This is a genomic window from Microbacterium sp. 77mftsu3.1 (assembly GCF_900100525.1).
GTDB classification, from domain to species: Bacteria; Actinomycetota; Actinomycetes; order Actinomycetales; family Microbacteriaceae; genus Microbacterium; species Microbacterium aquilitoris.
In genome coordinates, this window is the sequence record NZ_FNCR01000001.1 from 738,132 (window position 1) to 758,139 (window position 20,008).

Annotated in this window: 18 protein-coding genes; 4 read left to right on the top strand and 14 right to left on the bottom strand. The window is 72.1% G+C overall.

Annotation, left to right across the window (positions count from 1 at the left end; translation table 11 throughout):
- Positions 1-85: 85 nt before the first annotated feature.
- Both BLR68_RS03810 and BLR68_RS03815 read left to right on the top strand, forming a co-directional pair.
- Positions 86-1,414 carry a coiled-coil domain-containing protein gene (locus BLR68_RS03810; RefSeq protein ID WP_018188715.1) on the top strand — a complete coding sequence of 443 codons (1,329 nt, stop codon included), beginning with the start codon at positions 86-88 and terminating at the stop codon, positions 1,412-1,414.
- Entirely contained in the window at positions 1,414-2,244 is an 831-nt protein-coding gene (locus BLR68_RS03815) for a serine hydrolase domain-containing protein (protein ID WP_018188716.1), read from the top strand. The genes BLR68_RS03810 and BLR68_RS03815 overlap by 1 nt, the downstream gene beginning before the upstream one ends.
- 74 nt (positions 2,245-2,318) lie before the next feature.
- Here the strand turns inward: BLR68_RS03815 and hpf are convergent, their stop codons facing one another.
- The 12 genes from hpf to BLR68_RS03875 form a co-directional block, all read right to left on the bottom strand.
- Positions 2,319-2,978 (bottom strand): ribosome hibernation-promoting factor, HPF/YfiA family, encoded by a 660-nt coding sequence (gene hpf, locus BLR68_RS03820; protein ID WP_026303037.1) that lies wholly within the window; start codon positions 2,976-2,978, stop codon positions 2,319-2,321.
- A gap of 116 nt (positions 2,979-3,094) precedes the next feature.
- Entirely contained in the window at positions 3,095-3,769 is a 675-nt protein-coding gene (locus BLR68_RS03825) for a ComF family protein (RefSeq protein WP_018188718.1), read from the bottom strand.
- Positions 3,770-3,864: 95 nt separating this feature from the next.
- Positions 3,865-5,538, bottom strand: a complete 1,674-nt coding sequence (locus BLR68_RS03830; protein WP_018188719.1) for an LpqB family beta-propeller domain-containing protein — start codon at positions 5,536-5,538, stop codon at positions 3,865-3,867.
- Entirely contained in the window at positions 5,535-7,214 is a 1,680-nt protein-coding gene (gene mtrB / locus BLR68_RS03835; RefSeq protein WP_018188720.1) for an MtrAB system histidine kinase MtrB, read from the bottom strand. Before mtrB ends, BLR68_RS03830 begins: the two co-directional genes overlap by 4 nt.
- Before the next feature lie 19 nt (positions 7,215-7,233).
- Positions 7,234-7,914 (bottom strand): MtrAB system response regulator MtrA, encoded by a 681-nt coding sequence (gene mtrA, locus BLR68_RS03840; RefSeq protein WP_018188721.1) that lies wholly within the window; start codon positions 7,912-7,914, stop codon positions 7,234-7,236.
- A gap of 147 nt (positions 7,915-8,061) precedes the next feature.
- The gene (gene katG, locus BLR68_RS03845; RefSeq protein ID WP_018188722.1) at positions 8,062-10,401 is read right to left on the bottom strand and encodes a catalase/peroxidase HPI; all 2,340 of its coding nucleotides are present in this window, start codon (positions 10,399-10,401) and stop codon (positions 8,062-8,064) included.
- Between the two features lie 42 nt (positions 10,402-10,443).
- Positions 10,444-10,878: a Fur family transcriptional regulator gene (locus BLR68_RS03850; RefSeq protein WP_018188723.1), complete on the bottom strand. Its 435-nt coding sequence runs from the start codon at positions 10,876-10,878 to the stop codon at positions 10,444-10,446.
- A gap of 61 nt (positions 10,879-10,939) precedes the next feature.
- The gene (gene ahcY, locus BLR68_RS03855; RefSeq protein ID WP_018188724.1) at positions 10,940-12,397 is read right to left on the bottom strand and encodes an adenosylhomocysteinase; all 1,458 of its coding nucleotides are present in this window, start codon (positions 12,395-12,397) and stop codon (positions 10,940-10,942) included.
- A 22-nt stretch (positions 12,398-12,419) separates the two neighbouring features.
- Positions 12,420-12,626 (bottom strand): DUF3499 family protein, encoded by a 207-nt coding sequence (locus BLR68_RS03860; protein WP_026303039.1) that lies wholly within the window; start codon positions 12,624-12,626, stop codon positions 12,420-12,422.
- Between the two features lie 51 nt (positions 12,627-12,677).
- Positions 12,678-13,271, bottom strand: coding sequence for a CbiQ family ECF transporter T component (locus BLR68_RS03865; protein WP_018188726.1), 594 nt, complete (start codon positions 13,269-13,271; stop codon positions 12,678-12,680).
- Positions 13,265-13,954 (bottom strand): energy-coupling factor ABC transporter ATP-binding protein, encoded by a 690-nt coding sequence (locus BLR68_RS03870; protein ID WP_018188727.1) that lies wholly within the window; start codon positions 13,952-13,954, stop codon positions 13,265-13,267. The genes BLR68_RS03865 and BLR68_RS03870 overlap by 7 nt, the downstream gene beginning before the upstream one ends.
- The gene (locus BLR68_RS03875; RefSeq protein WP_018188728.1) at positions 13,951-14,565 is read right to left on the bottom strand and encodes a biotin transporter BioY; all 615 of its coding nucleotides are present in this window, start codon (positions 14,563-14,565) and stop codon (positions 13,951-13,953) included. Before BLR68_RS03875 ends, BLR68_RS03870 begins: the two co-directional genes overlap by 4 nt.
- 52 nt (positions 14,566-14,617) lie before the next feature.
- Here BLR68_RS03875 and BLR68_RS03880 point away from each other — a divergent pair, with 52 nt between their 5' ends.
- Both BLR68_RS03880 and BLR68_RS03885 read left to right on the top strand, forming a co-directional pair.
- Positions 14,618-15,244 carry a TetR/AcrR family transcriptional regulator gene (locus BLR68_RS03880; RefSeq protein ID WP_018188729.1) on the top strand — a complete coding sequence of 209 codons (627 nt, stop codon included), beginning with the start codon at positions 14,618-14,620 and terminating at the stop codon, positions 15,242-15,244.
- Between the two features lie 41 nt (positions 15,245-15,285).
- On the top strand, positions 15,286-15,696 hold the full coding sequence (locus tag BLR68_RS03885; RefSeq protein ID WP_018188730.1) for a metallopeptidase family protein: 411 nt from the start codon (positions 15,286-15,288) through the stop codon (positions 15,694-15,696).
- A 50-nt stretch (positions 15,697-15,746) separates the two neighbouring features.
- Here the strand turns inward: BLR68_RS03885 and BLR68_RS03890 are convergent, their stop codons facing one another.
- Together BLR68_RS03890 and BLR68_RS03895 are read right to left on the bottom strand one after the other, a co-directional pair.
- Positions 15,747-17,135: a DUF5719 family protein gene (locus BLR68_RS03890; protein WP_018188731.1), complete on the bottom strand. Its 1,389-nt coding sequence runs from the start codon at positions 17,133-17,135 to the stop codon at positions 15,747-15,749.
- Positions 17,132-19,990 (bottom strand): glycosyltransferase, encoded by a 2,859-nt coding sequence (locus BLR68_RS03895; RefSeq protein WP_018188732.1) that lies wholly within the window; start codon positions 19,988-19,990, stop codon positions 17,132-17,134. Before BLR68_RS03895 ends, BLR68_RS03890 begins: the two co-directional genes overlap by 4 nt.
- Positions 19,991-20,008: the final 18 nt, after the last annotated feature.

Genomic DNA, 20,008 nt, shown 5'->3' on the forward strand with positions numbered 1-20,008 from the left:
CGCCCGTGACCTACGAGGTTGCTGGAGGTCGCGGCATCCCCCGCCGAACGCCGCCGCAGGCGCCCCGGCCCGTAAGATCGGGCGCATGGCGGGATTCTGGGGAAGACGCAAGCGCGAAGACGCGGAGATCGAGGCACAGGATGCCGAACTCAGTCGGAAGGCCGGCGCTGCCCTCGTCGCCGCCGACGAGCGCATCCGCGTGACGGACGACGAACTCGCGTACGCCGAGATCGAGCTGGGTCGCGACGCCACCAAGGACCTCCGAGACGCACTGGCCGCCGTGCGTCAGCACATGGGTGAGGCGTTCCAGCTGCATCAGCTCAACCACGACGAGATCCCCGACACCCCCGAAGAGCTCCGCACCCGCAACGCCCGCATCGTGCAGCTGTGCGAGTGGGCCGAGGACCTGCTGGACGACCGCACCGAATCTCTCGCCGAAGCCATCGCCCGCGCCCGTCGCGCACCCGAGATCATCGCGGGGATCCGCAGCGACGTGGCTCGACTGCGCGAGCGCCTCCCGGCCCTCACGGCGAGCCTCGAGCGCCTGTCGACGCGCTACTCGGATGCCGCGATGCGGACGGTCCTCGGCAACGCCGCGGAAGCAGCCCAGCTCCTCGACTTCGCTGAGCACAGCTCGGAGGTGTCGGAGCGTCGCCGCGACGCCGGCCAGCGCGAACAGGCCAACCTCGCACTCGAGACCGCGATCGAGGCGTCACGCCGTGCCGGCACCCTCGTCGAGGCCGTCGACACCTTCGAGATCGAGGCGCTGCGCGCGGAGTCGACGCTCGCCGCGATCGTCGACGACTCCCGGGACGACCTGATCGTGGCGCAGCCGCTGCTGTCGACACCCGCCGTGGCTGCGGCCGCCGCCGACCTCGAGGCGGCGCTCCGGTCGCTGACGCCCGCCGGCAGCAAGCCCGACCCGTTCGCCGAACTCACCCGGCTGCGCACGGCCAATGCGGCGCTCGACGCCGCCGTCGACAAGGCGCGCGAGCGCGCGGCGCGTCCCGTGCCCTCCGAAGCCCACGTGCACCACGCCATCGACGACGCCGACCGGCAGATCGGCGTCGCGCGCAGCGTCATCTCGGGCCACCGCGGCTGGATCGGCGCGGACGCGCGCACGCGCCTCGCCGAAGCCGAACGCGTCCGAGGCGATCTCGTGCGCTACGCGGGGCCGATCGACGAGGACGACCGCGACGAGGCGATGTCGCTCGCCCGCCGCGCCGCTCACCTCGCCGGCGAGGCCCTGCAGCTCGCCCAGCGCGACATCGACTCCTCGCGACCGGACGACTGGGGCTCCGGCGGCGGGTACGGCGGCCGCGGCATGGGCGGTGGCATGGGCGGGGGCAGCCTCGCCGGCGGCCTGCTCGGCGGGCTCGTGATCGGCGGCCTGCTCGACGGCATGTTCGACTGATGACGGCGCTCGACGAGGCGGTCGCCGCCTCGCAGGACTGGGACGTCCCCCACGCCTCGGTCGCGGTCGTCACCGCGGACGGTGCCGTCGCGGCATCCGCCGGCGATCAGGATCGCGTCTACCGACTCGCCTCCGTCACGAAACTGCTGAGCGCCTACGCGGCGCTGGTCGCCGTCGAAGAGGGCGCCCTGGCGCTCGACCAGCCCGCGGGGCCCCCTGGAGCGACCGTCGAGCACCTTCTGGCCCACACGGCCGGGTACGACTTCTCGTCGTCGGAACTCCGCGCCGCCCCCGGCGAACGACGCCTCTACTCGAACACAGGCTTCGAGGTGCTCGCCGACCTTCTCGAATCCGAGACCGGCATCGCCTTCGACGCCTACGCGCACGAGGCGGTGTTCGCACCGCTCGGGATGTCGCACACGACGATCGGCGATTCCGCCGCGGCGGGCGGTTCCTCGACGAGCGCGGACCTCGCCCTCTTCGCCGCGGAGCTGCAGCGGCCACGCCTCCTCGATCCCGCGACGCTCGACCGCGCGACGGGGGTGTCGTTCCCCGGCCGACGCGGCGTGCTGCCGGGCTTCGGACAGCAGGCGGAGAACGACTGGGGCCTGGGACTCGAGATCCGCGGGACCAAGAGCCCGCACTGGACGGGATCGCACAACTCCCCCGAGACGTTCGGGCATTTCGGTCAGGCCGGGACGTTCCTGTGGGTCGACCCCCGCGCCGGCGCGGCGCTCGTGGCGCTCACCGATCGCCCGTTCGGCCCCTGGGCGGCCGACGCGTGGCCGCCGTTCAGCGACGGCGTGCTGGCTGCGCTCGCGGCCGACTGAGACTCCCTCCGCACGGAACGAAGAGAGGGTGGATGCCGCGCGGCATCCACCCTCTTCCGTCAGGTCGTGTCAGGTCAGGAGGCGAGCTCCGCCGGTGCGGCCGTGGTGGTCAGGGAGATGACGCCGTAGTCCCAGCCCTTGCGGCGGTAGACGACGCTCGGCTGGTCGGTGCGGGCATCGATGAAGAGGAAGAAGTCGTGACCGACGAGTTCCATCCGGTCGACGGCGTCTTCCACCGTCATCCACTCGGGGTCGAACCGCTTGGTGCGGATGACGACGGGCGTGTACTCCTCTTCGTCCTCGGCGCCCGTGATGATCGGCACTTCACCGGTCGCCACGGCGCGGATGACGTCGACCGAGGCGGGCTGCACGTCGATGCCCTGGAGCGTCCCGGTGCCCTTCTCGAGCTTGGCGCCGCGGGGGTGGTTGCGGAGGTCGACGCGCTTCTCCTTCGCCCGGCGGATCTGCTCGCCGAGCTTGGTCATGGCGAGATCGAGAGCGGCGAACTTGTCGCCGTCCACCGCCTCGGCGCGGACGACGGGACCCTTGCCGGTGAGGGTGACCTCGACGGTCTCGTCCTCACGACCACCGTTGTGATAACTGCGATGCGTCACCTTGATGTCGAGCCGCTGGGCCCGGGGGGAAAGGTGCTCGATGCGGGCGGACTTCTCCTCGACAACGGAGCGGAATCGGTCGCTGACGCTCACTCCCACGCCGACGATACTGATCTCCATCGTGACCTCCTTGTTCCGGTCCACCCGGTCAAGGGCGGACCTCGGTTCGCCTTGTGTCCCCCCACCGTAGTGCCGCACCCGCCGCGTGTCACGACCTGATCACGATGAATCGCCACTCAGCCGCCTATGGCGCGGCGGAGGGGCGTCGCGGCGACCGTCACCGCCCCCGCCACCGTGATCCCCCGCACCCTGAGGGCCCGAGCCGCCTCGTCCAGGGTCGCCCCCGTCGTCACCACGTCGTCGATCAGCACGACGGACCGGCGTTCCAGTCGACGCGCCGCACCCACCCGCACGTTGATCGCGCCCGCCAGGTTCGCCGCGCGCTCGGCGCGGCTGAGCACGCGTTGATCCGCCGTCGCCCGTGCAACCGAGAGCAGAGGGAACGGCCGCCAACCGGCCCGGCGGCAAAGGAGATCCACCGGCGCGTACCCGCGTCGGCGGAGCGACGCCCGGCTCGCGGGGACCGCCACCGGCACCGCGTCGACGCCCGCCGGCCACGCGCTCCGCAACGCCGCACCGAGCGGCCGGGCGAGCCCGGTCCTGCCGTCCTCCTTGAACGCCCGGATGACGCGGGCAGGGATCCCCTCGAACACGAGGGCGCTCCGCACCTCGAGTCCGCTCGGGAGCCGTCGCGACCGCGGGACGGGGTTCACCTCCTCCCGGCATCCCTCGCAGAGGGTCTGATCGGGCAGGTCGCACCCTGCGCACAAGACCGGGAAGACCACGGAGAGCGCCTCGTCGAGGGCGAGACGCAGGCGCGACGGCGAGCCGGAGACGGCGGGATGCGGCATCCCGCCATCGTGCTCCGGTGCCGGAGCACGGGGGGTCCTCCCATCGTCACCCGCGGACACGGGTGGCACTGCGGGCGCCTGGGGAGGAGGAGGCGTCAGCCGGGCTGACCCTGCTGCACCGCCAGCACGCTCACGTCGGCGGCGAGCACCTGCCACGATCCACGCTGCACGTACAGGCTGCCGTCCTTCGTGAGCAGCCGGACGCTGCCGCTCTGGTTGCCACCGGCGATCGCGACGACGCCGTCGGGCGCACGCACCTCGGTGCCCAGCCCGCCGACCGTCTGCTCGCGCACGACGCGCTGTTGACCGTCTGCGAAGACGAGAGCCACCGTGGAACCGTCGATCCAGGTGAGATCGATCCCCCGCCCGCCGATGTTCGCGACGACCAGGGGGTCGCCGATGGAGGTGGGAGCGCCGTCCTTGTCGCGGATGATCCCGGCGGCCCAGACCGACCACCGCCCTCCGGCGCGGACCAGTGCCGCCACGCGGGCGCCGTCGCGCGAGACCCGCATCGCCGTCACCCCGGCGGCGCCGACCCAGCCGGCGGGGATCTTCTGCGCACTGCCGTCCCGGCCGTACGCGACGACCTCGGTCGGCTGATCACCCGGGACGGTCCAGATGTATCCGTAGGGGTCGATCGAGGGCGCGGTCATCCCCGCGCGCGTGTCGAGTTCGGTCCGGGTGCCGTCGGAGTCCACGCGGAGGATCGCCCCCGAACGGGTCCGCACCGCCGCCGTCGTGCGCGCGGCATCCGTCTCGACAGCCTCGGCCTCGACCTCGGAGAACGCCTCGCCGAAGCCGGCCACCTCGTCGATGTCACTGCCGGAGAGGAACCCGAACGTGCCGTTCTTCAGGACGAGGGGGCGGGTGTCGACCGCGGTCGACCGGGTCGTGCGTGCCGTCACGTCGAGGGGTTCGTCGCCGACGAGCATCTGCACATCGAGGATGCCGGCCCCCGCCAGACTCGCGTCGAGCTGAGCCTTCATGCGGGCCAGGGTCTCGCGGGAGAGGTCGCGGATGGACGGATCGAAGGAGATCTGCGCGATCCCGGACTCGACGGGCACGGACGGCTGGGTGAGGGTCACCTCGCCCGTGAACGCCGAGCGCACGGACTCGCCGAGCCAGGGACTCTGCGTGCCGGAGACGAGCGCCGCGGTGATGCGCGTGGCCGGATTGGTCGAGGGGAACCACCGCACGTCGGGGATCAGCACCCGCCAGGACGGATCGAAGTACGACAGGTCGTAGCTCTGGAACACCGACCCGAAGCGGTTCGCGTCGAGGACGATGCCGTCGGGCGCCTGCGAGATGCGCCACTGCCCCCGCTCCTTCTCGAGCGAGAAGGTGAACGGGATGCGCCCCTCCTCGGCGGGCTGGTACGAGCCGGTGGCGTCGACGTTGGCGACGGGCTGCACCGTGAAGACGATCTCGTCGTCGGCCGGCGAGGAGATCGAGCTCTCCCCGGGGGTGTACACGGTGACGCCCGCCTGCGGCTGCCACTTCTGCTTGAACGAGCTCGTGAGGAACTCCTGGGCGACCTCCCAATTGCCCCGAGGTCCCGAGCCTGCCGCGATGAACCCCTCGACGATCTGCTGGGGCGTCGCGTCGCGCCCGGGCCCGTCGGGGACGTAGGAGAAGTCCGGCGGGCCCTCGACCTCGTCGATCGCCTTGCCCACGTGGACGGGGCCGCCGACGGGCAGACCGGCGCAGGCAGACAGGGCGAAGGCGAGGACCATCGCGATCGCAGTGGCGAGTCCGCGACGAACGGTCATGGGGTCTCCTCCCGCGGGGGCAGGGTGATCGGCTGGGTCAGTCCGAGGTTCCCGAGCGCTGCGTCGTCGCGCGGATCGAGCTCGATCGGCGAGGTGCCCGAGAGGTGCTCCCCCACTCGGCGCGGCAGGGTGAGGACGAAATGGCTCCCGCCGCCGAGCTCCGACCACACCTCGAGGGTGCCGCCGTGCAGGCGAGCATCGCCGAGAGCGATCGACAGGCCGAGTCCGGTTCCGCCGATCGTGCGGCGTCGCGAGGGATCCGCACGCCAGAAGCGGTCGAAGACGCGCTCGGTGTCGGCCTCGCTCATGCCGAGTCCGAAGTCGCGCACCCCCAGCGCCACGGCGCGCTGATCGCTGTCGACGGTCACCACGATCGGCCTGCCCTCACCGTGCTCGATGGCGTTGCCGAGAAGGTTGCGGACGATCCGGCGGATGCGGCGCGGGTCCATCTCGACCGGCGAGTAACCGCCGGGGGCCACGAGTCGGACGTCGCTGCCGTGCTGCTCGGCGAGCTGGGCCATCGACTCGATCGTGTCCTCGGCCAGGTGGGCGAGGCTCGTCGGCTCGACCTCGAGCTGCACCGACCCCGCGTCGTAGCGGCTGATCTCGAGGAGGTCCGCGAGGAGGACCTCGAACCGCTGCACCTGGGCGTGGAGGAGTTCCGCCGCCCGCGCGGTCGACGCGTCGAAGTCGTCGCGCTGATCGTTGATCATGTCGGCCGCGAGACGGATGGTCGTCAGCGGCGTCCGCAGCTCGTGCGAGACGTCGGACACGAACCGCTGCTGGACGAGGGAGAGCTCGGCGAGCTCCTTGATCTGGCCCTCGATGCTGTCGGCCATCGCGTTGAAGGAGCGGCCGAGCGTCGCGAACTCGTCCTCGCCCCGGACGGGGAGTCGCACGGCGAGGTCGCCCGCCGCGAGCTTCGCGCTCGTCTCCGCCGCCTGCGCGATGGGGACCGTCACCGACCGGAGGACGAAGAGCGAGATGCCGCCGATCAGGACGAGGAGCGCGAGCCCGACCACCCAGAGGGTGACCTGGACGAACTGCAGGGTCTGCGCCTCCGAGCCGAGGTCGTACGCGAAGTAGACTTCGTACGCGCCGGCTTCGGGAACGATGAGCTGCTGCCCGACGATGATGCCGGGCGTCTCGCCGCCGTCGGATTCGGGGATGCCGATCGACTGCCACCACTGCCGGTCGGCCGACAGCCGCACGCTCTCGCGCAGCTCGGGCGAGATCATCGACTCCTCGAGCCCGCCGGACTCGAAGTTCTGCGGCGCGATCGCCGAAGGTTCGTCGTCGATGCGGAAGACCGCGAGCATCGACGTCCCCGCCTGGCGAGACAGGATCTCGCGGCGCACCTCGTCCATGAGCACCTGGAGCGCCACCTCGTCACTGTCGACGACGGCCGCGTCGAACGTGCTCTGCGCGGCCTGCGTGGCGCGCTGCGCGGCATCCTGCACCTGCTCGGCGCGGGACTCGTACAGATCGGTGAGGATGGCGAGCGACATCCACACGAGCGCGACGAGGATCGTCAGGGCCGTGAGCGTCAGGGTGACCGACAGGGTGCGGAAGCGCAGGGATCGGCGCCACAGGAAGCGGATGCGGCGTTGCCACGACTTCCAGTCCCGCCAGGGCGGGACGACCGTGTGGGTGCCGGTGCGCGCCGTCACCGACACGATCGGATGCTCCGCCCGGTCACACGGCCGCGCCGGCGCGATACCCCACGCCGCGCACCGTCGTCACGATCTGCGGGTTGTCGGGGTCGCGTTCGACCTTCGCCCGCAAACGCTGGACGTGGACGTTCACGAGACGCGTGTCGGCCTTGTAGTGGTATCCCCAGACCTGCTCGAGCAGCATCTCGCGGGTGAAGACCTGCTGCGGCTTCGAGGCGAGGGCGACGAGCAGCTCGAACTCGAGCGGGGTGAGGGCGATGACCCCGTCCGCGCGGCGGACCTCGTGAGCGGCGACGTCGACCGTGAGGTCGCCGATCCGCAGATTCTCGGACTGGGCTTCTGCGGTCGGCCGCAGCCGGGTGCGGATGCGGGCGACGAGTTCCTTCGGGTTGAACGGCTTGACGATGTAGTCGTCGGCGCCCGATTCGAGCCCTCGCACCACGTCGGCGGTGTCGGTGCGAGCGGTCAGCATGATGATGGGCACGCCGGATTCGGCGCGCACCCGCGTGCACACCTCGATGCCATCCATCCCCGGCAGCATGAGGTCGAGCAGGATCAGATCGGGGCGTTCGTCGCGCCACGCGTCTACGGCAGCCGCACCGTCCGCGCAGAAGGCCACGTCGAAGCCTTCGGTGCGCAGCACGATGCCGATCATCTCTGCCAGGGCGGTGTCGTCGTCGACCACCAGGATGCGCGATGTCATAGAGCCGATGTCGTCCTTCAAGGGTGGCGGATGCCGGTGCTCCGCCCACGGGTGAGTCCACAGTAACCGACGGGCGGCCGGTCCCGCCCGGACGACGCACGGCCCCTCCCGTGAAGGAGGGGCCGTGCGTCGTGACGGCAGCGCCGGTCAGGCGTGCAGGTCGAACCGGTCGAGCTCGGTGACCTTCGTCCAGGCGGCCACGAAGTCGCGGACGAACTTCTCGCCGGCGTCGTCCGAGGCGTAGACCTCGGCGATCGCGCGGAGCTCCGAGTTCGAGCTGAACACGAGGTCGGCGCGGGTGCCGACGCCGATCTGCGAGCCGTCCGCCGTGGTGCCGCGGAAGGCGTGCGAGCCGGGGTCGAGCGGCGTCCAGGTCGAGCCGAGGTCCAGCAGGTTCACGAACACGTCGTTCGTGAGCACGCCCGGTCGGCCGGTGAACACGCCGTGGGACGAACCGTCCCAGTTCGCGCCCAGTGCGCGCAGGCCGCCCACGAGCACCGTCATCTCGGGAGCGCTGAGGGTCAGCAGGTTCGCCTTGTCGATGAGGTGGTGCTCCGCCGGGAGGAACGCGTTCGGTCCGTAGTAGTTGCGGAATCCGTCGGCGACCGGCTCGAGGTAGCCGAACGACAGCTCGTCGGTCTGCTCCTGCGACGCGTCGGTGCGGCCCGGACGGAACGGCACGGTGACGTCGACTCCGGCATCCTTCGCGGCCTTCTCGACGCCCGCGTTGCCCGCGAGCACGATGAGGTCGGCCAACGAGACCTTAGTGCCGCCGGTCTGCTCGGCGTCGAAGGCGGCCTTCACACCCTCGAGCGCGGCGATGACGTGCCGCAGCTGCTCGGGGTTGTTGACCTCCCAGTCCTTCTGCGGCGCGAGGCGGATGCGGGCTCCGTTGACGCCGCCGCGCTTGTCGCTGCCACGGAAGGTGGATGCCGCGGCCCACGTCGTCGAGACGAGCTGGGCGACCGTGAGACCGGTGGCGAGGATGCGCTCCTTGAGCGCAGCGGCATCCGCGTCGTCGATCAGCTCGTGGTCCACGGCGGGCACCGGGTCCTGCCAGATGAGCTCCTCCTGCGGAACCTCGGGACCGAGGTACCGCGCGACGGGGCCCATGTCGCGGTGCGTCAGCTTGAACCAGGCGCGGGCGAACGCGTCACCGAAGGCGACGGGGTCGTCCTTGAAACGGCGCGAGACCGCGTCGTAGGCCGGGTCCATCCGCAGGGCCAGATCGCTCGTCAGCATGCGCGGCTCGCGACGACCGTCGGAGTGCGCCAGCGGCACCATGTCGGCACCGGCACCGTTCTTCGGGCGCCACTGGTGACCGCCGCCGGGGCTCGTCATGAGCTCCCAGTCGTAGGCGTACAGGATGTGGAAGAACTCGTTGTCCCAGCGGGTCGGGTGGTAGGTCCACGTGACCTCGAGTCCCGACGTGATGGTGTCGTCGCCCTTGCCCGTGCCGTGGTTGTTCTTCCAGCCGAGACCCTGCTGCTCGAGGCCGGCGGCCTCGGGGTTGTCCTCGACGTTCGTGTCGGGGGCGGCGCCGTGGGTCTTGCCGAAGGTGTGGCCACCGGCGATGAGGGCGACGGTCTCCTCGTCGTCCATGCCCATGCGGCCGAAGGTCTCGCGGATGTCGCGAGCGGACTTCAGCGGGTCGGGCTCGCCGTTGGGACCCTCGGGGTTCACGTAGATGAGACCCATCTGGACCGCCGCGAGGGGCTTCTCGAGGTTGCGGTCGCCGCTGTAGCGCTCGTCGGCGAGCCATGTGGTCTCGGGGCCCCAGTACACGTCGTCGTCCGGCTCCCAGACGTCGGGGCGTCCGCCGCCGAAGCCGAAGGTCTCGAAGCCCATGGTCTCGAGCGCGACGTTACCGGCGAGGATCATGAGGTCGCCCCACGAGAGTGCCTGACCGTAGGTCTTCTTGACGGGCCACAGCAGGCGCCGCGCCTTGTCGAGGTTGACGTTGTCGGGCCAGCTGTTGAGGGGCGCGAAACGCTGCTGGCCGGTGCCGCCGCCGCCGCGACCGTCGGTCGCACGGTAGGTGCCGGCGGAGTGCCAGGCCATGCGGATCATGAGCGGGCCGTAGTTGCCGAAGTCGGCGGGCCACCAGTCCTGCGACGTGGTGAGGACGGCGGCGATGTCGGCCTTCACGGCGGCGAGGTCGAGGCTCTCGAAGGCGGCCTTGTAGTCGAAGTCCTCGCCGACGGGGTTGCCGACGGACGGGTTCTTCTTGAGGATGCGGAGGTTCAGCTGGTTCGGCCACCACACCTGGTTGGCGGTGCCGACGGTGGGATGCGGCTGGCCGCCGTGGTTCGCACGATCGGCGCCGGGTGCCGCGTGGATGACGGGGCAGGCGTCGGCGGTGTTCTCCCGCGGCCGCGTCTCGCCGTCGCCGCGCTCATCGACCGGGGTGTCGATGGGGGTGACGGCGTGGTCGACGTCGGTGGCCTCGGCGCCGAGGGGCTCGGCCTGGGGGTCACGGTCGCTCATGGTGATCCTTCCGTTCGGGGTGGTGAAAGAGGGCGGATGGGTTCAGGCGGCGGCCTCGGCGGCGCACGCGCCGCAGAGACCCCAGTAGGTGACCTCGGCGGAGGCGATCCGGAAGCCGTGATCGTCCGACGGATGCAGGCAGGGCGCGGCGCCGACGGCGCAGTCGACGTCCTGGACGCGGCCGCAGGACGTGCACACGAGGTGGTGGTGATTGTCGTCGACGCGCAGCTCGAACAGCATGGGCTGACCGGCGGGCTCGATGCGGCGGACGAGCGCGGCATCCGCGAAGTCGTTCAGCGCGTTGTAGACCGACTGACGGCTCGCCTTGGGGAGTTCGCCCGCCACGTCGGCGAACACCGCGTCGGCGCTCGCGTGCGGATGGGCGGCGAGGGCGGCGAACACCGCGAGCCGCGATTCCGTCACCCGGAGCCCGGCATCGCGGAGCGCGACGGCAGGGTCTGCGGCGAGGTCGGTCATGCGATCAGCCTACGCGCTCTTTTGATCCATTCAAAAGAAAATGCGCTCGGGCGTGTCGGCGTCAGTATCGGTAGTGGTCGAGCTTGTAGGGGCCGTCGACGGGTACGCCGATGTAGGCGGCCTGCTCGTCGGTGAGCCGCGTCAGCCGCACGCCGAGAGCCGACAGGTGCAGGCGGGCGACCTTCTCGTCGAGCGCCTTGGGCAGGACGTACACACCCGTCGGGTACGCGTCGGTCTTCGTGAAGAGCTCGATCTGAGCGAGAACCTGGTTCGTGAACGACGCACTCATGACGAAGGACGGGTGCCCCGTCGCGTTGCCGAGGTTCAGCAGGCGCCCCTCGGACAAGACGAGGATGCTGCGCCCGGTCGGCAGCCGGAACTCGTGCACCTGCGGCTTGATCTCGATCTTCTCGACGCCGGGCAGAGCCTCGAGGGCGGCCATGTCGATCTCGTCGTCGAAGTGGCCCACGTTGCCGACGATCGCGAGGTGCTTGAGCGAGAGGAGGTGGTCCACCGTGACGACACGGGTGTTGCCGGTGCCCGTGATGACGATGTCGACCTGGTCGGCGACGTCCTCGAGGCGTGCGACCTGGTAGCCGTCCATCGCCGCCTGCAGCGCGCAGATCGGATCCACCTCGCTCACGATGACGCGGGCGCCTTGGCCGCGGAGCGCCTCGGCGGCACCCTTGCCGACGTCGCCGTAGCCGACGACGAACGCGACCTTGCCGCCGATGAGGACGTCCGTGGCCCGGTTGATGCCGTCGGGCAGCGAGTGGCGGATGCCGTACTTGTTGTCGAACTTCGACTTCGTGACCGAGTCGTTCACGTTGATGCCGGGGAAGAGCAGCTTCCCGGCGGCGTGGAGCTCGTAGAGGCGGTGGACACCGGTCGTCGTCTCCTCGGTCACACCGAGCAGGCCCCCGGCCAGGCGGGTGAAGCGCTGCGGATCGCGGGCGAGGCTCTTCCGGAGCGTGTCGAGGACGATGCGGTACTCGCCCGAATCGCCCGTCGTGGCATCCGGAACAGCACCGGCGGCTTCGAACTCGACGCCCTTGTGAACGAGGAGGGTGGCGTCGCCGCCGTCGTCGAGGATCAGGTTCGGCCCGTCGAAGCCCTCGTCCGACCAGTCGAAGATGCGATCGGCGAGCTCCCAGTACTGTTCGAGGGTCTCGCCCTTGAACGCGAACACCGGCACGCCGGCGGGCTCGGCGACGGTGCCGCCCGGACCGACGACGACCGCTGCCGCCGCCTCATCCTGGGTGGAGAAGATGTTGCAGCTCGCCCACCGCACCTGCGCGCCGAGGGCGACGAGCGTCTCGATGAGGACCGCCGTCTGCACCGTCATGTGCAGCGAACCGGCGATCCGCGCTCCGGCGAGGGGCCGGGAGTCGCCGTACTCCTCGCGGAGGGCCATCAGACCCGGCATCTCGTTCTCGGCGAGGCGGATCTGGTGACGACCGGCTTCCGCGAGCGAAAGATCGGCGACGACGTGTTCGATGGTCTTCACGGGAGTGGGCACGCGCCCATCCTGCCACGCAGGGTCAGACGCGGAGGGTCTCGTGACGGACGACGACCCAGCCCTTCGGGACCGACATCCGACCGGTGTGGATGGCGCAGAGATCGTGGGCGTGCGGGTCGTTCCCGCCGCCGAGCGGACCGAGGACGGCCATCTGGTCGCCGTAGTCGTAGGTCAGCGTCGTCACGGCCTCGCGGGCACAGCCCACCTTGGAACACAGTCTCTCTCGCATCGCGTCCACGCTAGCCGTGGAGGCGGGCCGCGACACGGAGCCGCGCCGGGCTCAGCGCACCCCGCGGGCGGTGAGGGCGTCGCCGAGATCGTCCGCATGGCGGAGCGCGAGGACGAGGAACGGCACAGCGAAGACACGGATGCCGCGGGCTCCCCGCGCCCGCTGCGCCGCGCGGACCTCGCCCGCGAGGCGCGCGAGGGTGGGAACCGTGCCGAGTGCGACGACGAGCAGGAGCGCCGCGCGGGCGGCATCCACCCCGATCACGCGCAGCGGGCCGAGCGCCCGTTCCGCCACGTCGAGGAGGGCGGTCACCGGGGTGGTCGACGCGAGGAGCCCAGCGAGGGCGACCGCGGCCACGATGCGGACGGTGCCGACGGTCGCCGCCTCGACGCCGAGGAAGATGCACGGGATGCCGAAGGCCACCACGACGAGCCACCGGAGCGACCAGACCTGGCGGGCGAGTTCACGGAGTCCGACTCCCGGCACGAGATAGCAGACCGCGCACACCGCCGCGGTGATCGCGGCGGTCGGCCACGCCGTGGGGAGGAGGGAGACGGCGAGGACGAGGGCGAGCAGGATCGCCGCCTTCGAGCCCGCGGGTATCCGGTGCCACGGCCCCTTCCCGGGCCGGTACAGCGTCAGCATCGCCAGCTCGCGGCGTGGGCGGCCACGATGTCGGGCGCGGGCCCCACCCGGGCGACCTTTCCCTCGTGCATCCGGACCGCGACGTCGCACCGCGCCGCGAGGTCGAGGTCGTGCGTCACGACCACGAGCCGGTGGCCGGAGTCGGCGAGCAGGTGCGCCGAGATCAGGTGGGCGTTCCGTCCGTCGAGGAACGCGGTCGGCTCGTCGGCGACCACGAGGTCCGGCTCGCGGACGAAGGCGCCGCACAGGGCGAGCAGCTGCTTCTGCCCGCCGGACAGCTCGTACGCCGGCCGGTCGGCGAGGGGGGCGAGGGCGAACCTCTCGAGCGCGGCGGCGACGCGGGCATCCCGCTCGGCGCGGGGCAGCCGATCCGCACGGAGCGAGAACGCGACGTCCTCGGCGACGGTCGGCATGATGATCTGGGCGTCGGGATTGCTGAAGACGATCGCGACGCGGCGGCGGAGGGCGGCGGCATCCTTCTCGGCATCGAGGCCGAGCACCTCGACGCGACCCTGCGTGGGCCGGATGAGTCCGCCGATCAGCCGCGCGAGCGTCGACTTGCCGGAGCCGTTGTCGCCCACGACGGCGATGCTCCGGGCGTCGAGGGCGAGGTCGACCCCCTGGAGGACGTCGACGTCGCCCAGGCGTACCGAGACGTCGGCGAGCCGGAGGGCGCTCGTCACCGTACCGGTGCCGCCTCACGCGCAGCGCCGCGCGGCGCCCACGTGCGACGGAAGGCGCGCGGGTACCCCCGGACCAAGGCGCCCACGACGAGTGTCGCGATCACGGCCTTGACCAGGTCGCCGGGGACGAAGGCGAGGTTCGCGATCAGCGCCTGATCCATTCCGATGCGCATGATGAGACCCTGGACCGGGATGCCGCAGGCGTAGACGACGAGGACGCCGCCGATGACCACGCCGATGAAGGTCCGCCACCACACGGGCCGGCGTCCGCCGAGGTGCACGATCAGTCCGATCACGACGGCGCCCACCAGCCATCCGACGAGGTAGCCCGCCGTCGGCCCCACGAACACCGCCGCTCCCCCGCGACCGCCCGCCAGCAGCGGGAGTCCGATCGCGACGAGCGCGAGGAGGGCACCGACCGAGACGGCACCCACGAGAGGGCCGAGCACGGCGCCGGCCAGCATCACCCCGAGCGTCTGGGCGGTGATCGGCACGCCGCCGAAGACGGAGAAGGAGCCGGGAAGGCCGAGGACGGCGATCACCCCGGCGAAGACGGCCGCCCGGGAGAGGTCGGTCGTGTCGAGCCGGGGTGTCGGGCGCGAGCGGGTCATCTCATCCTCCTGAACAGCGTTCACGTGAACACCGTTCAGGTAGGGTAACGCCATGATTGCGCGCGATCCAAACCCGCCCTCCCGGGGTCTCCGGCGCACCAAGGACGACGTCGTCGACGCCGCTCTGTCCGTCCTCGATCGCGTGGGCCTCCCCGACCTGTCGATGCGGCGCCTCGCGGAGGACCTGGGTGTCCAGCCGAGCGCCCTGTACTGGCACGTCGCAAGCAAGCAGGAGCTCCTCGCGGCTGTGAGCGCGCGCATCCTCGCCCCCGTCGCGCTGCGCCCGGGTGACCCGACCGACCTCGGCCGGGCGGCCGTCACCCTGGGGCACCGCCTGCACGACCGGCTCCTCGCCCACCGCGACGGTGCCGAAGTGGTGTCGAGCTCCCTCGCCCTCGGCCTCGTCGACTCACCCGTCCACGACGCGCTGCGCACCGTCGAGGACTCCCCCGCCGCCCGCGTCGTCGCCGACGCCGTGACCCACTACGTCGTCGGCGTCACCTTCCACGAGCAGCAGCGTCGGTCGGCGGATGCCTGGGGCACCGCGGCGTCCGAGGTGTCCCTGACCGCGGCATCCGTCGACTCCACCGACGACGGGGGCTTCGCCGCCGCGCTCGCACTGATCGCGGCGGGGATCGCGGCATGGCAGGAGAGCGCCGGGCGCCCGCTCGACGCCTAGGATGGCGTCATGCTCAGCAAGGTGGACCCGTGAGGCGACGCGTGCGCACGAGTGTCCGCCCCGACCGGCACGGTCGACACGGCCGCCTCGACCGGAGCTCCGTCGTCCGGCCCCCGCTTCCCGCGATCGAGACGCGCGCCGAGAAGTTCGATCTGACGGTCACGACGGCGGTCGAGTTCCTCCGGAGCGCATGGCCGGAGCTGCGTGAGGTCCGTTTCGACATCGGCTGGATGCCGGACGCCGCGGACGACGACGGCATCCCCCGGTGGGCGGTGCAGACGGAGCAGAAGCGCATCGTCCTGTTCCGACTCCCCATCGAACGGCTCGCGAGACTGCACCGCAACGACGAACTCCACCGCCGGATGATGATCGAGAGCTGCGTGTTCCGCGCCGCCGCCGAATACCTCGACCGCGACCCGTGGGACCTCGGGCCCGACCGGTTCCGATTCTGAGGCGCGAGCGCTTCTGAGCTTCTGCTCGCGCGACGCACTTCCGTGCGCGATCAGCGCGGACGGACGACCACGGGTGCCGCGGCGGCGTCGGCAGGGGCCACGGCGTAGCCGGCAATCGCATCGGATGCCGTGAAGGTCACGCCCGCGCGCAGTGTGCCCCCCGCGGGGTCGAGCCGGTAGAGCTCGCCGGCGCGCAGGTCGACCGAGACCGAACCGCCCGCGGGGACGCGCACCTCGCGCGGCTCGCCGGCGCCCGCATCCTCGGTCAGGACCGCGGCCACCTCGGAGGCACCGGGGTTCACGAGCGCGAGCTGCGGACTCGGCCCGTCGGCGACTGCGAGGAGGGAGGGCACGCGGATGTCGTCCGCCGTGCCGTACCAGGCGAAGTCGGACCCGGCATCCGATCCCGTCGAGGTGTGGACGGAGGCGACCACCGGTGCACCCGCGTCGACCTCCACGCGATAGCGGCCCTGGGGAAGCGTGTCCAGATCCACGTCGACGGGCACGCCGGCCGTGAGGGCGAGATCGGGGAAGGAAGCTGCGGTGGTGCGTCGCCCGACGGGCGACACCGTCACGGTCGCGGTCGTGTCGTCCGAAGGGGCGAGCAGCCGCACCACCGTGTCGGTGGGCTCGTCACCTTCCGCGACGCTCGAGAACGCGGGGATCGTCTGCTGAGCCCTCGGGAGCCCGGTCGCGCCGCCCTGGTCGACGCCGACCGGGACGAGCGTCCGGGTGAGGCTCGACTGCAGGACGGCCTGCACGGGTGCCTGCGTCGCCGAGACGAGCACGACGGGGCTCGCTTCGCCGAGCGCGAGCGAGGCGAGGGGCACGACGCGCTGCTGGCCGGCGGGGATCAGGATGTCCGCACCCGCATCGGGGGCCACGCGGCCGCCCGAGGCGAAGACCGTCAGATCCACGCGGGCCGCGACATCGCCGGGGTTGGCGAGGATGACGAGATCCGCCGCGCCCGTGAGGCCGCTGCCCCCGGCGAGCCAGGTCTCCATGGCGGGCGGGGTGCAGGCGGATGCCGCGAACCCGGCGAGATCGTCGGCGTCGACACGCGACGACCCCGCCGCGGCCAGGTCGGTGCGCATGCGATCGACCGGCTCCGCCGAGAACGACGCGATCGGCGGGGCATCCGGGACCGCGGAGGCGATCTCGCCCGCGACGGGTGCGGGCGCACCGGCGACGGTTCCCGACACCACGTTCTGCGGGGCGGCGACCTGCAGCGCGCCGACGTCCTCGGTATCCCGTCCGACGGCGAGCACCGGGCCCGCGCACGAGAGGAGGGAGGTCGCGGCTTCGGGCCGCGTCGTCAGCGAGAGCGTCGACCGCTCGACGGTCGGCAGGGTAGCGGTCGCGATGAGGAAGGTCCCCGCCACGACGGCGAGGCTCAGGGCGGCGCCGACGCCGCGGCGGATCCGGCGGGCGGTGGTCACGAGGCCGACCTTTCTGCGAGCCCGTCCCGCTCCCCGATGATGCGGGGGTGACGCCTGCCGGCCCGGAGGCTGGCGCGCGTCGGGACTGCGAGCAGCAGCGCGACGGCGATGACGCCGAGCTGCAGCAGGGCGACGCGGACCGAAGTGGGCCCCGAGGCGTCGTCGACGGTGCGCTCGGCGATGGTCCCCTTGACGCCCCACAGGACGCCGCGGGCCGTCTGCCCGACGCTCACGAGATCGGCTCGCTGATTGAGGAGGTTCTGCGCCCCGAGCCGCGCCGCACGGGCGCGGTCGCTCTCGCGGGGGGCCTGTTCGAGGAGGACGTACGCGATGCCGTGCCGACCGAGCTGGGCGACGACGTCGCCGGTCACCGTGGAGACGAGGTCGGCCGTCACGTGGGCCAGCTCGCGGTCACCGGCGGTCAGCTCGGGGCGCGTGGACTGCAGCGTCGTCTGCCCGCCGAGGGTCTCGCTGGCGCCCCAGACCACGGAGGCCGAGTAGGCGGCATCCGCCTGCACGGTCAGGACGAGGGTCGCCGTCTGCTCACCGTCGCGCTCGCCCTCGCTACCGGCGGTCTGGACGTACGCGGGGAGTGTGCTGGACGGCCCGTCCTGCAGGGCGGAATCGCCGCGGACGACGGCAGTGAGCGCCGGAACGGCGCCGACGGCGAGGAAGGCGATCACGACGGATGCCGCGACGGGGACGAGGGCGTCGACCCGGCGGAACCCGTCGAGGCCGGTGACGGCGGCGAGGATGAGGCCCGCCCACGCGAGCGAGAGCGCGCTTCCCGCCCAGATCGAGACGGGCCCGGACATGCCGGCGGTGAGGGCCACACCCGATCCCAGGGCCGCGGTGGCGACACCGAGGACGGCGGCGACGAGCGCCACGGATGCCGGGAGCAGCCGCCCGACGACCGGCGCCAGCAGGGCGAGCAGCACGACCGGCGCCGTGAAGGCGGCGACCCACCAGGCCCGCCCGTCCTCACCGAGGAACTGCGTCCAGCCGACGCCGTCGGTCGACGGGTAGCCGAACGCGAAGAGGACCTTCGGCAACAACCCGTCGGGGTTCCCGCTCAGAGCGAGCGGCCGGCCCGGGTCGGCGAAGATCGCGAGGGGGTCGCCCGTCGTGAGGTGGTACCACCCGAGGGGCAGGAAGACCGCGACGGGCGGGATCATCAGCCAGACGATGCGTCCGGCTCCCCGCCCGCGTCGCATCGATACGGCCAGGACGATGGCCACGAGCCACAGCACGACCAGAGCGGGTGCCAGCGAGGGCGCACAGGCGAGCACGACGACGAGGATGATCGAGGCGAGCCCGGCGCTGCTCCACGACCGTCGCGCGGCCGCGGCCGTGTAGATGAGCCACGGCAGCGCGAGGTGCAGGATCACCGCGGTCGGTCGCCCCTCGATCAGTGCCGCGAGGAAGGGAGGTGCCACCGCCCACGCGAAGGCCGCGGTGCAGCGGAGCACGGACCGCTCGGTGACGCGGGTCGCTGCGAACCATCCGCCGAGAGCGGCGAGCGGCAGTGCGAGGAGCCAGAGGATGACGATCGCGCGCGACGGGGCGAGGGGCGACAGCGAACCGACGAGGGCGACGACCGACGCGAAGGGGTCGGCCGGCCCGACGGTGTCCCAGCCCAGCGCACGCGGACCGTACGCGGCATCCGTCCACAGCGCCACGACGCCGCTGCGCAGCGGCGCGAGTCCCCCTCCGCCGAGCACGGGCCACGCCAGGAGCGCGCTGAACGACAGGGCGGAGGTGGCGAGGGCGCCGAGGACGACCCAGGCGCCGCCGCCGCTGAAGAAGCGGAGGTCCTCGCGCGGAGCCGCTGCGGCATCCGCTTCGTCCTCGAGCCGCTCACGCAGGTCCCGTCGGCCGATCCGCAGCTGCGCCAGGGACAGCCACGAGGCGGTCCGGTTCCGCCGGATGGTGCGGCGCGCGCGCACGACGGCCGCGAACGACACGAGCACCGAGAACGACGCCGCCCACTCGGGTCCGATGCGTCCCGGAGTCTTCGCGACCAGATGGCCGAGGGTGCGCCACAGGGCGAGGGGCAGGAGGGTCAGCCAGTGCAGCAGGACCACGGGAGCCGGGGCATAGGCCAGGCGACGGTGGAGCTCGGCCTTCCGCGCGGCGTAGAGACGCCGGCCGCGCGCGCCGGCCGAGCGTCCCGCCGGGGTTCCCGCGACGCCGTCACCGGCGACGGCGACGAGCGCGGAGGGCGTCAGAGCGACGCGACCGCCGGCGAGGCGGGCGCGGATGCCGAGGTCGAGACCCTCGTCGGCGCCGGCCAGACCCTGGTCGATGCCCCCGAGGGCGTTCCAGACCTGCGAGCGGACGAGGACGCCGCGGATGTCCGATCCGAGGACGTCCTCGGAGGCGTCGTGCTGCCCCTGGTCGAGCTCGCCGTCGGCGAGACCGACCGTGCGCCCCGTGTGGGTGAGCGTGACCCCGAGCGAGACGATCCGGCTGGGGTCGTCCCAGGAGATCAGCTTGGGCGCGGCGAGCGCCACCGAGGGGGCGGTCTCGAGCGCTCCCGTGAGCCGTGCGAGCGCGTCCGGAGCGGGCGCGGTGTCCTGCGCGAGCAACCAGACGGCGTCGCCGGTGATGCGCCGGCTCGCCAGGCGGAGGGCTTCGGCGAAGCCGGTCCCCCGGCCTGCGACGATGACCGCCTCGGCTCCGGACTCGGACGCGAGCTTCTTGAGGGTCTCGTCGGGTCCGCAGAGGACGACGGTGAGCGCGTCGGCACGCCGCGTCTGGGCGGCGAGCGCGCGCAGGGTGCGGCTCAGGTGGAGATCCGTGGGGCCTCGTCCGTGGGGGCGGACGACGAGGATCGCGTGTACTCGGGCGGGCATGGCCAGGTCAGCCTAGGT

Coding starts and splice junctions, on each gene's coding strand:
- BLR68_RS03865 (WP_018188726.1), bottom strand. CDS start 13,271: ATGCTGACGCTGTACCGGCCCGGGAAGGGGCCGTGGCACCGGATACCC.
- BLR68_RS03880 (WP_018188729.1), top strand. CDS start 14,618: ATGATTGCGCGCGATCCAAACCCGCCCTCCCGGGGTCTCCGGCGCACC.
- BLR68_RS03810 (WP_018188715.1), top strand. CDS start 86: ATGGCGGGATTCTGGGGAAGACGCAAGCGCGAAGACGCGGAGATCGAG.
- hpf (WP_026303037.1), bottom strand. CDS start 2,978: ATGGAGATCAGTATCGTCGGCGTGGGAGTGAGCGTCAGCGACCGATTC.
- BLR68_RS03860 (WP_026303039.1), bottom strand. CDS start 12,626: ATGCGAGAGAGACTGTGTTCCAAGGTGGGCTGTGCCCGCGAGGCCGTG.
- BLR68_RS03875 (WP_018188728.1), bottom strand. CDS start 14,565: ATGACCCGCTCGCGCCCGACACCCCGGCTCGACACGACCGACCTCTCC.
- BLR68_RS03825 (WP_018188718.1), bottom strand. CDS start 3,769: ATGCCGCATCCCGCCGTCTCCGGCTCGCCGTCGCGCCTGCGTCTCGCC.
- BLR68_RS03815 (WP_018188716.1), top strand. CDS start 1,414: ATGACGGCGCTCGACGAGGCGGTCGCCGCCTCGCAGGACTGGGACGTC.
- BLR68_RS03830 (WP_018188719.1), bottom strand. CDS start 5,538: ATGACCGTTCGTCGCGGACTCGCCACTGCGATCGCGATGGTCCTCGCC.
- mtrA (WP_018188721.1), bottom strand. CDS start 7,914: ATGACATCGCGCATCCTGGTGGTCGACGACGACACCGCCCTGGCAGAG.
- BLR68_RS03850 (WP_018188723.1), bottom strand. CDS start 10,878: ATGACCGACCTCGCCGCAGACCCTGCCGTCGCGCTCCGCGATGCCGGG.
- BLR68_RS03895 (WP_018188732.1), bottom strand. CDS start 19,990: ATGCCCGCCCGAGTACACGCGATCCTCGTCGTCCGCCCCCACGGACGA.
- katG (WP_018188722.1), bottom strand. CDS start 10,401: ATGAGCGACCGTGACCCCCAGGCCGAGCCCCTCGGCGCCGAGGCCACC.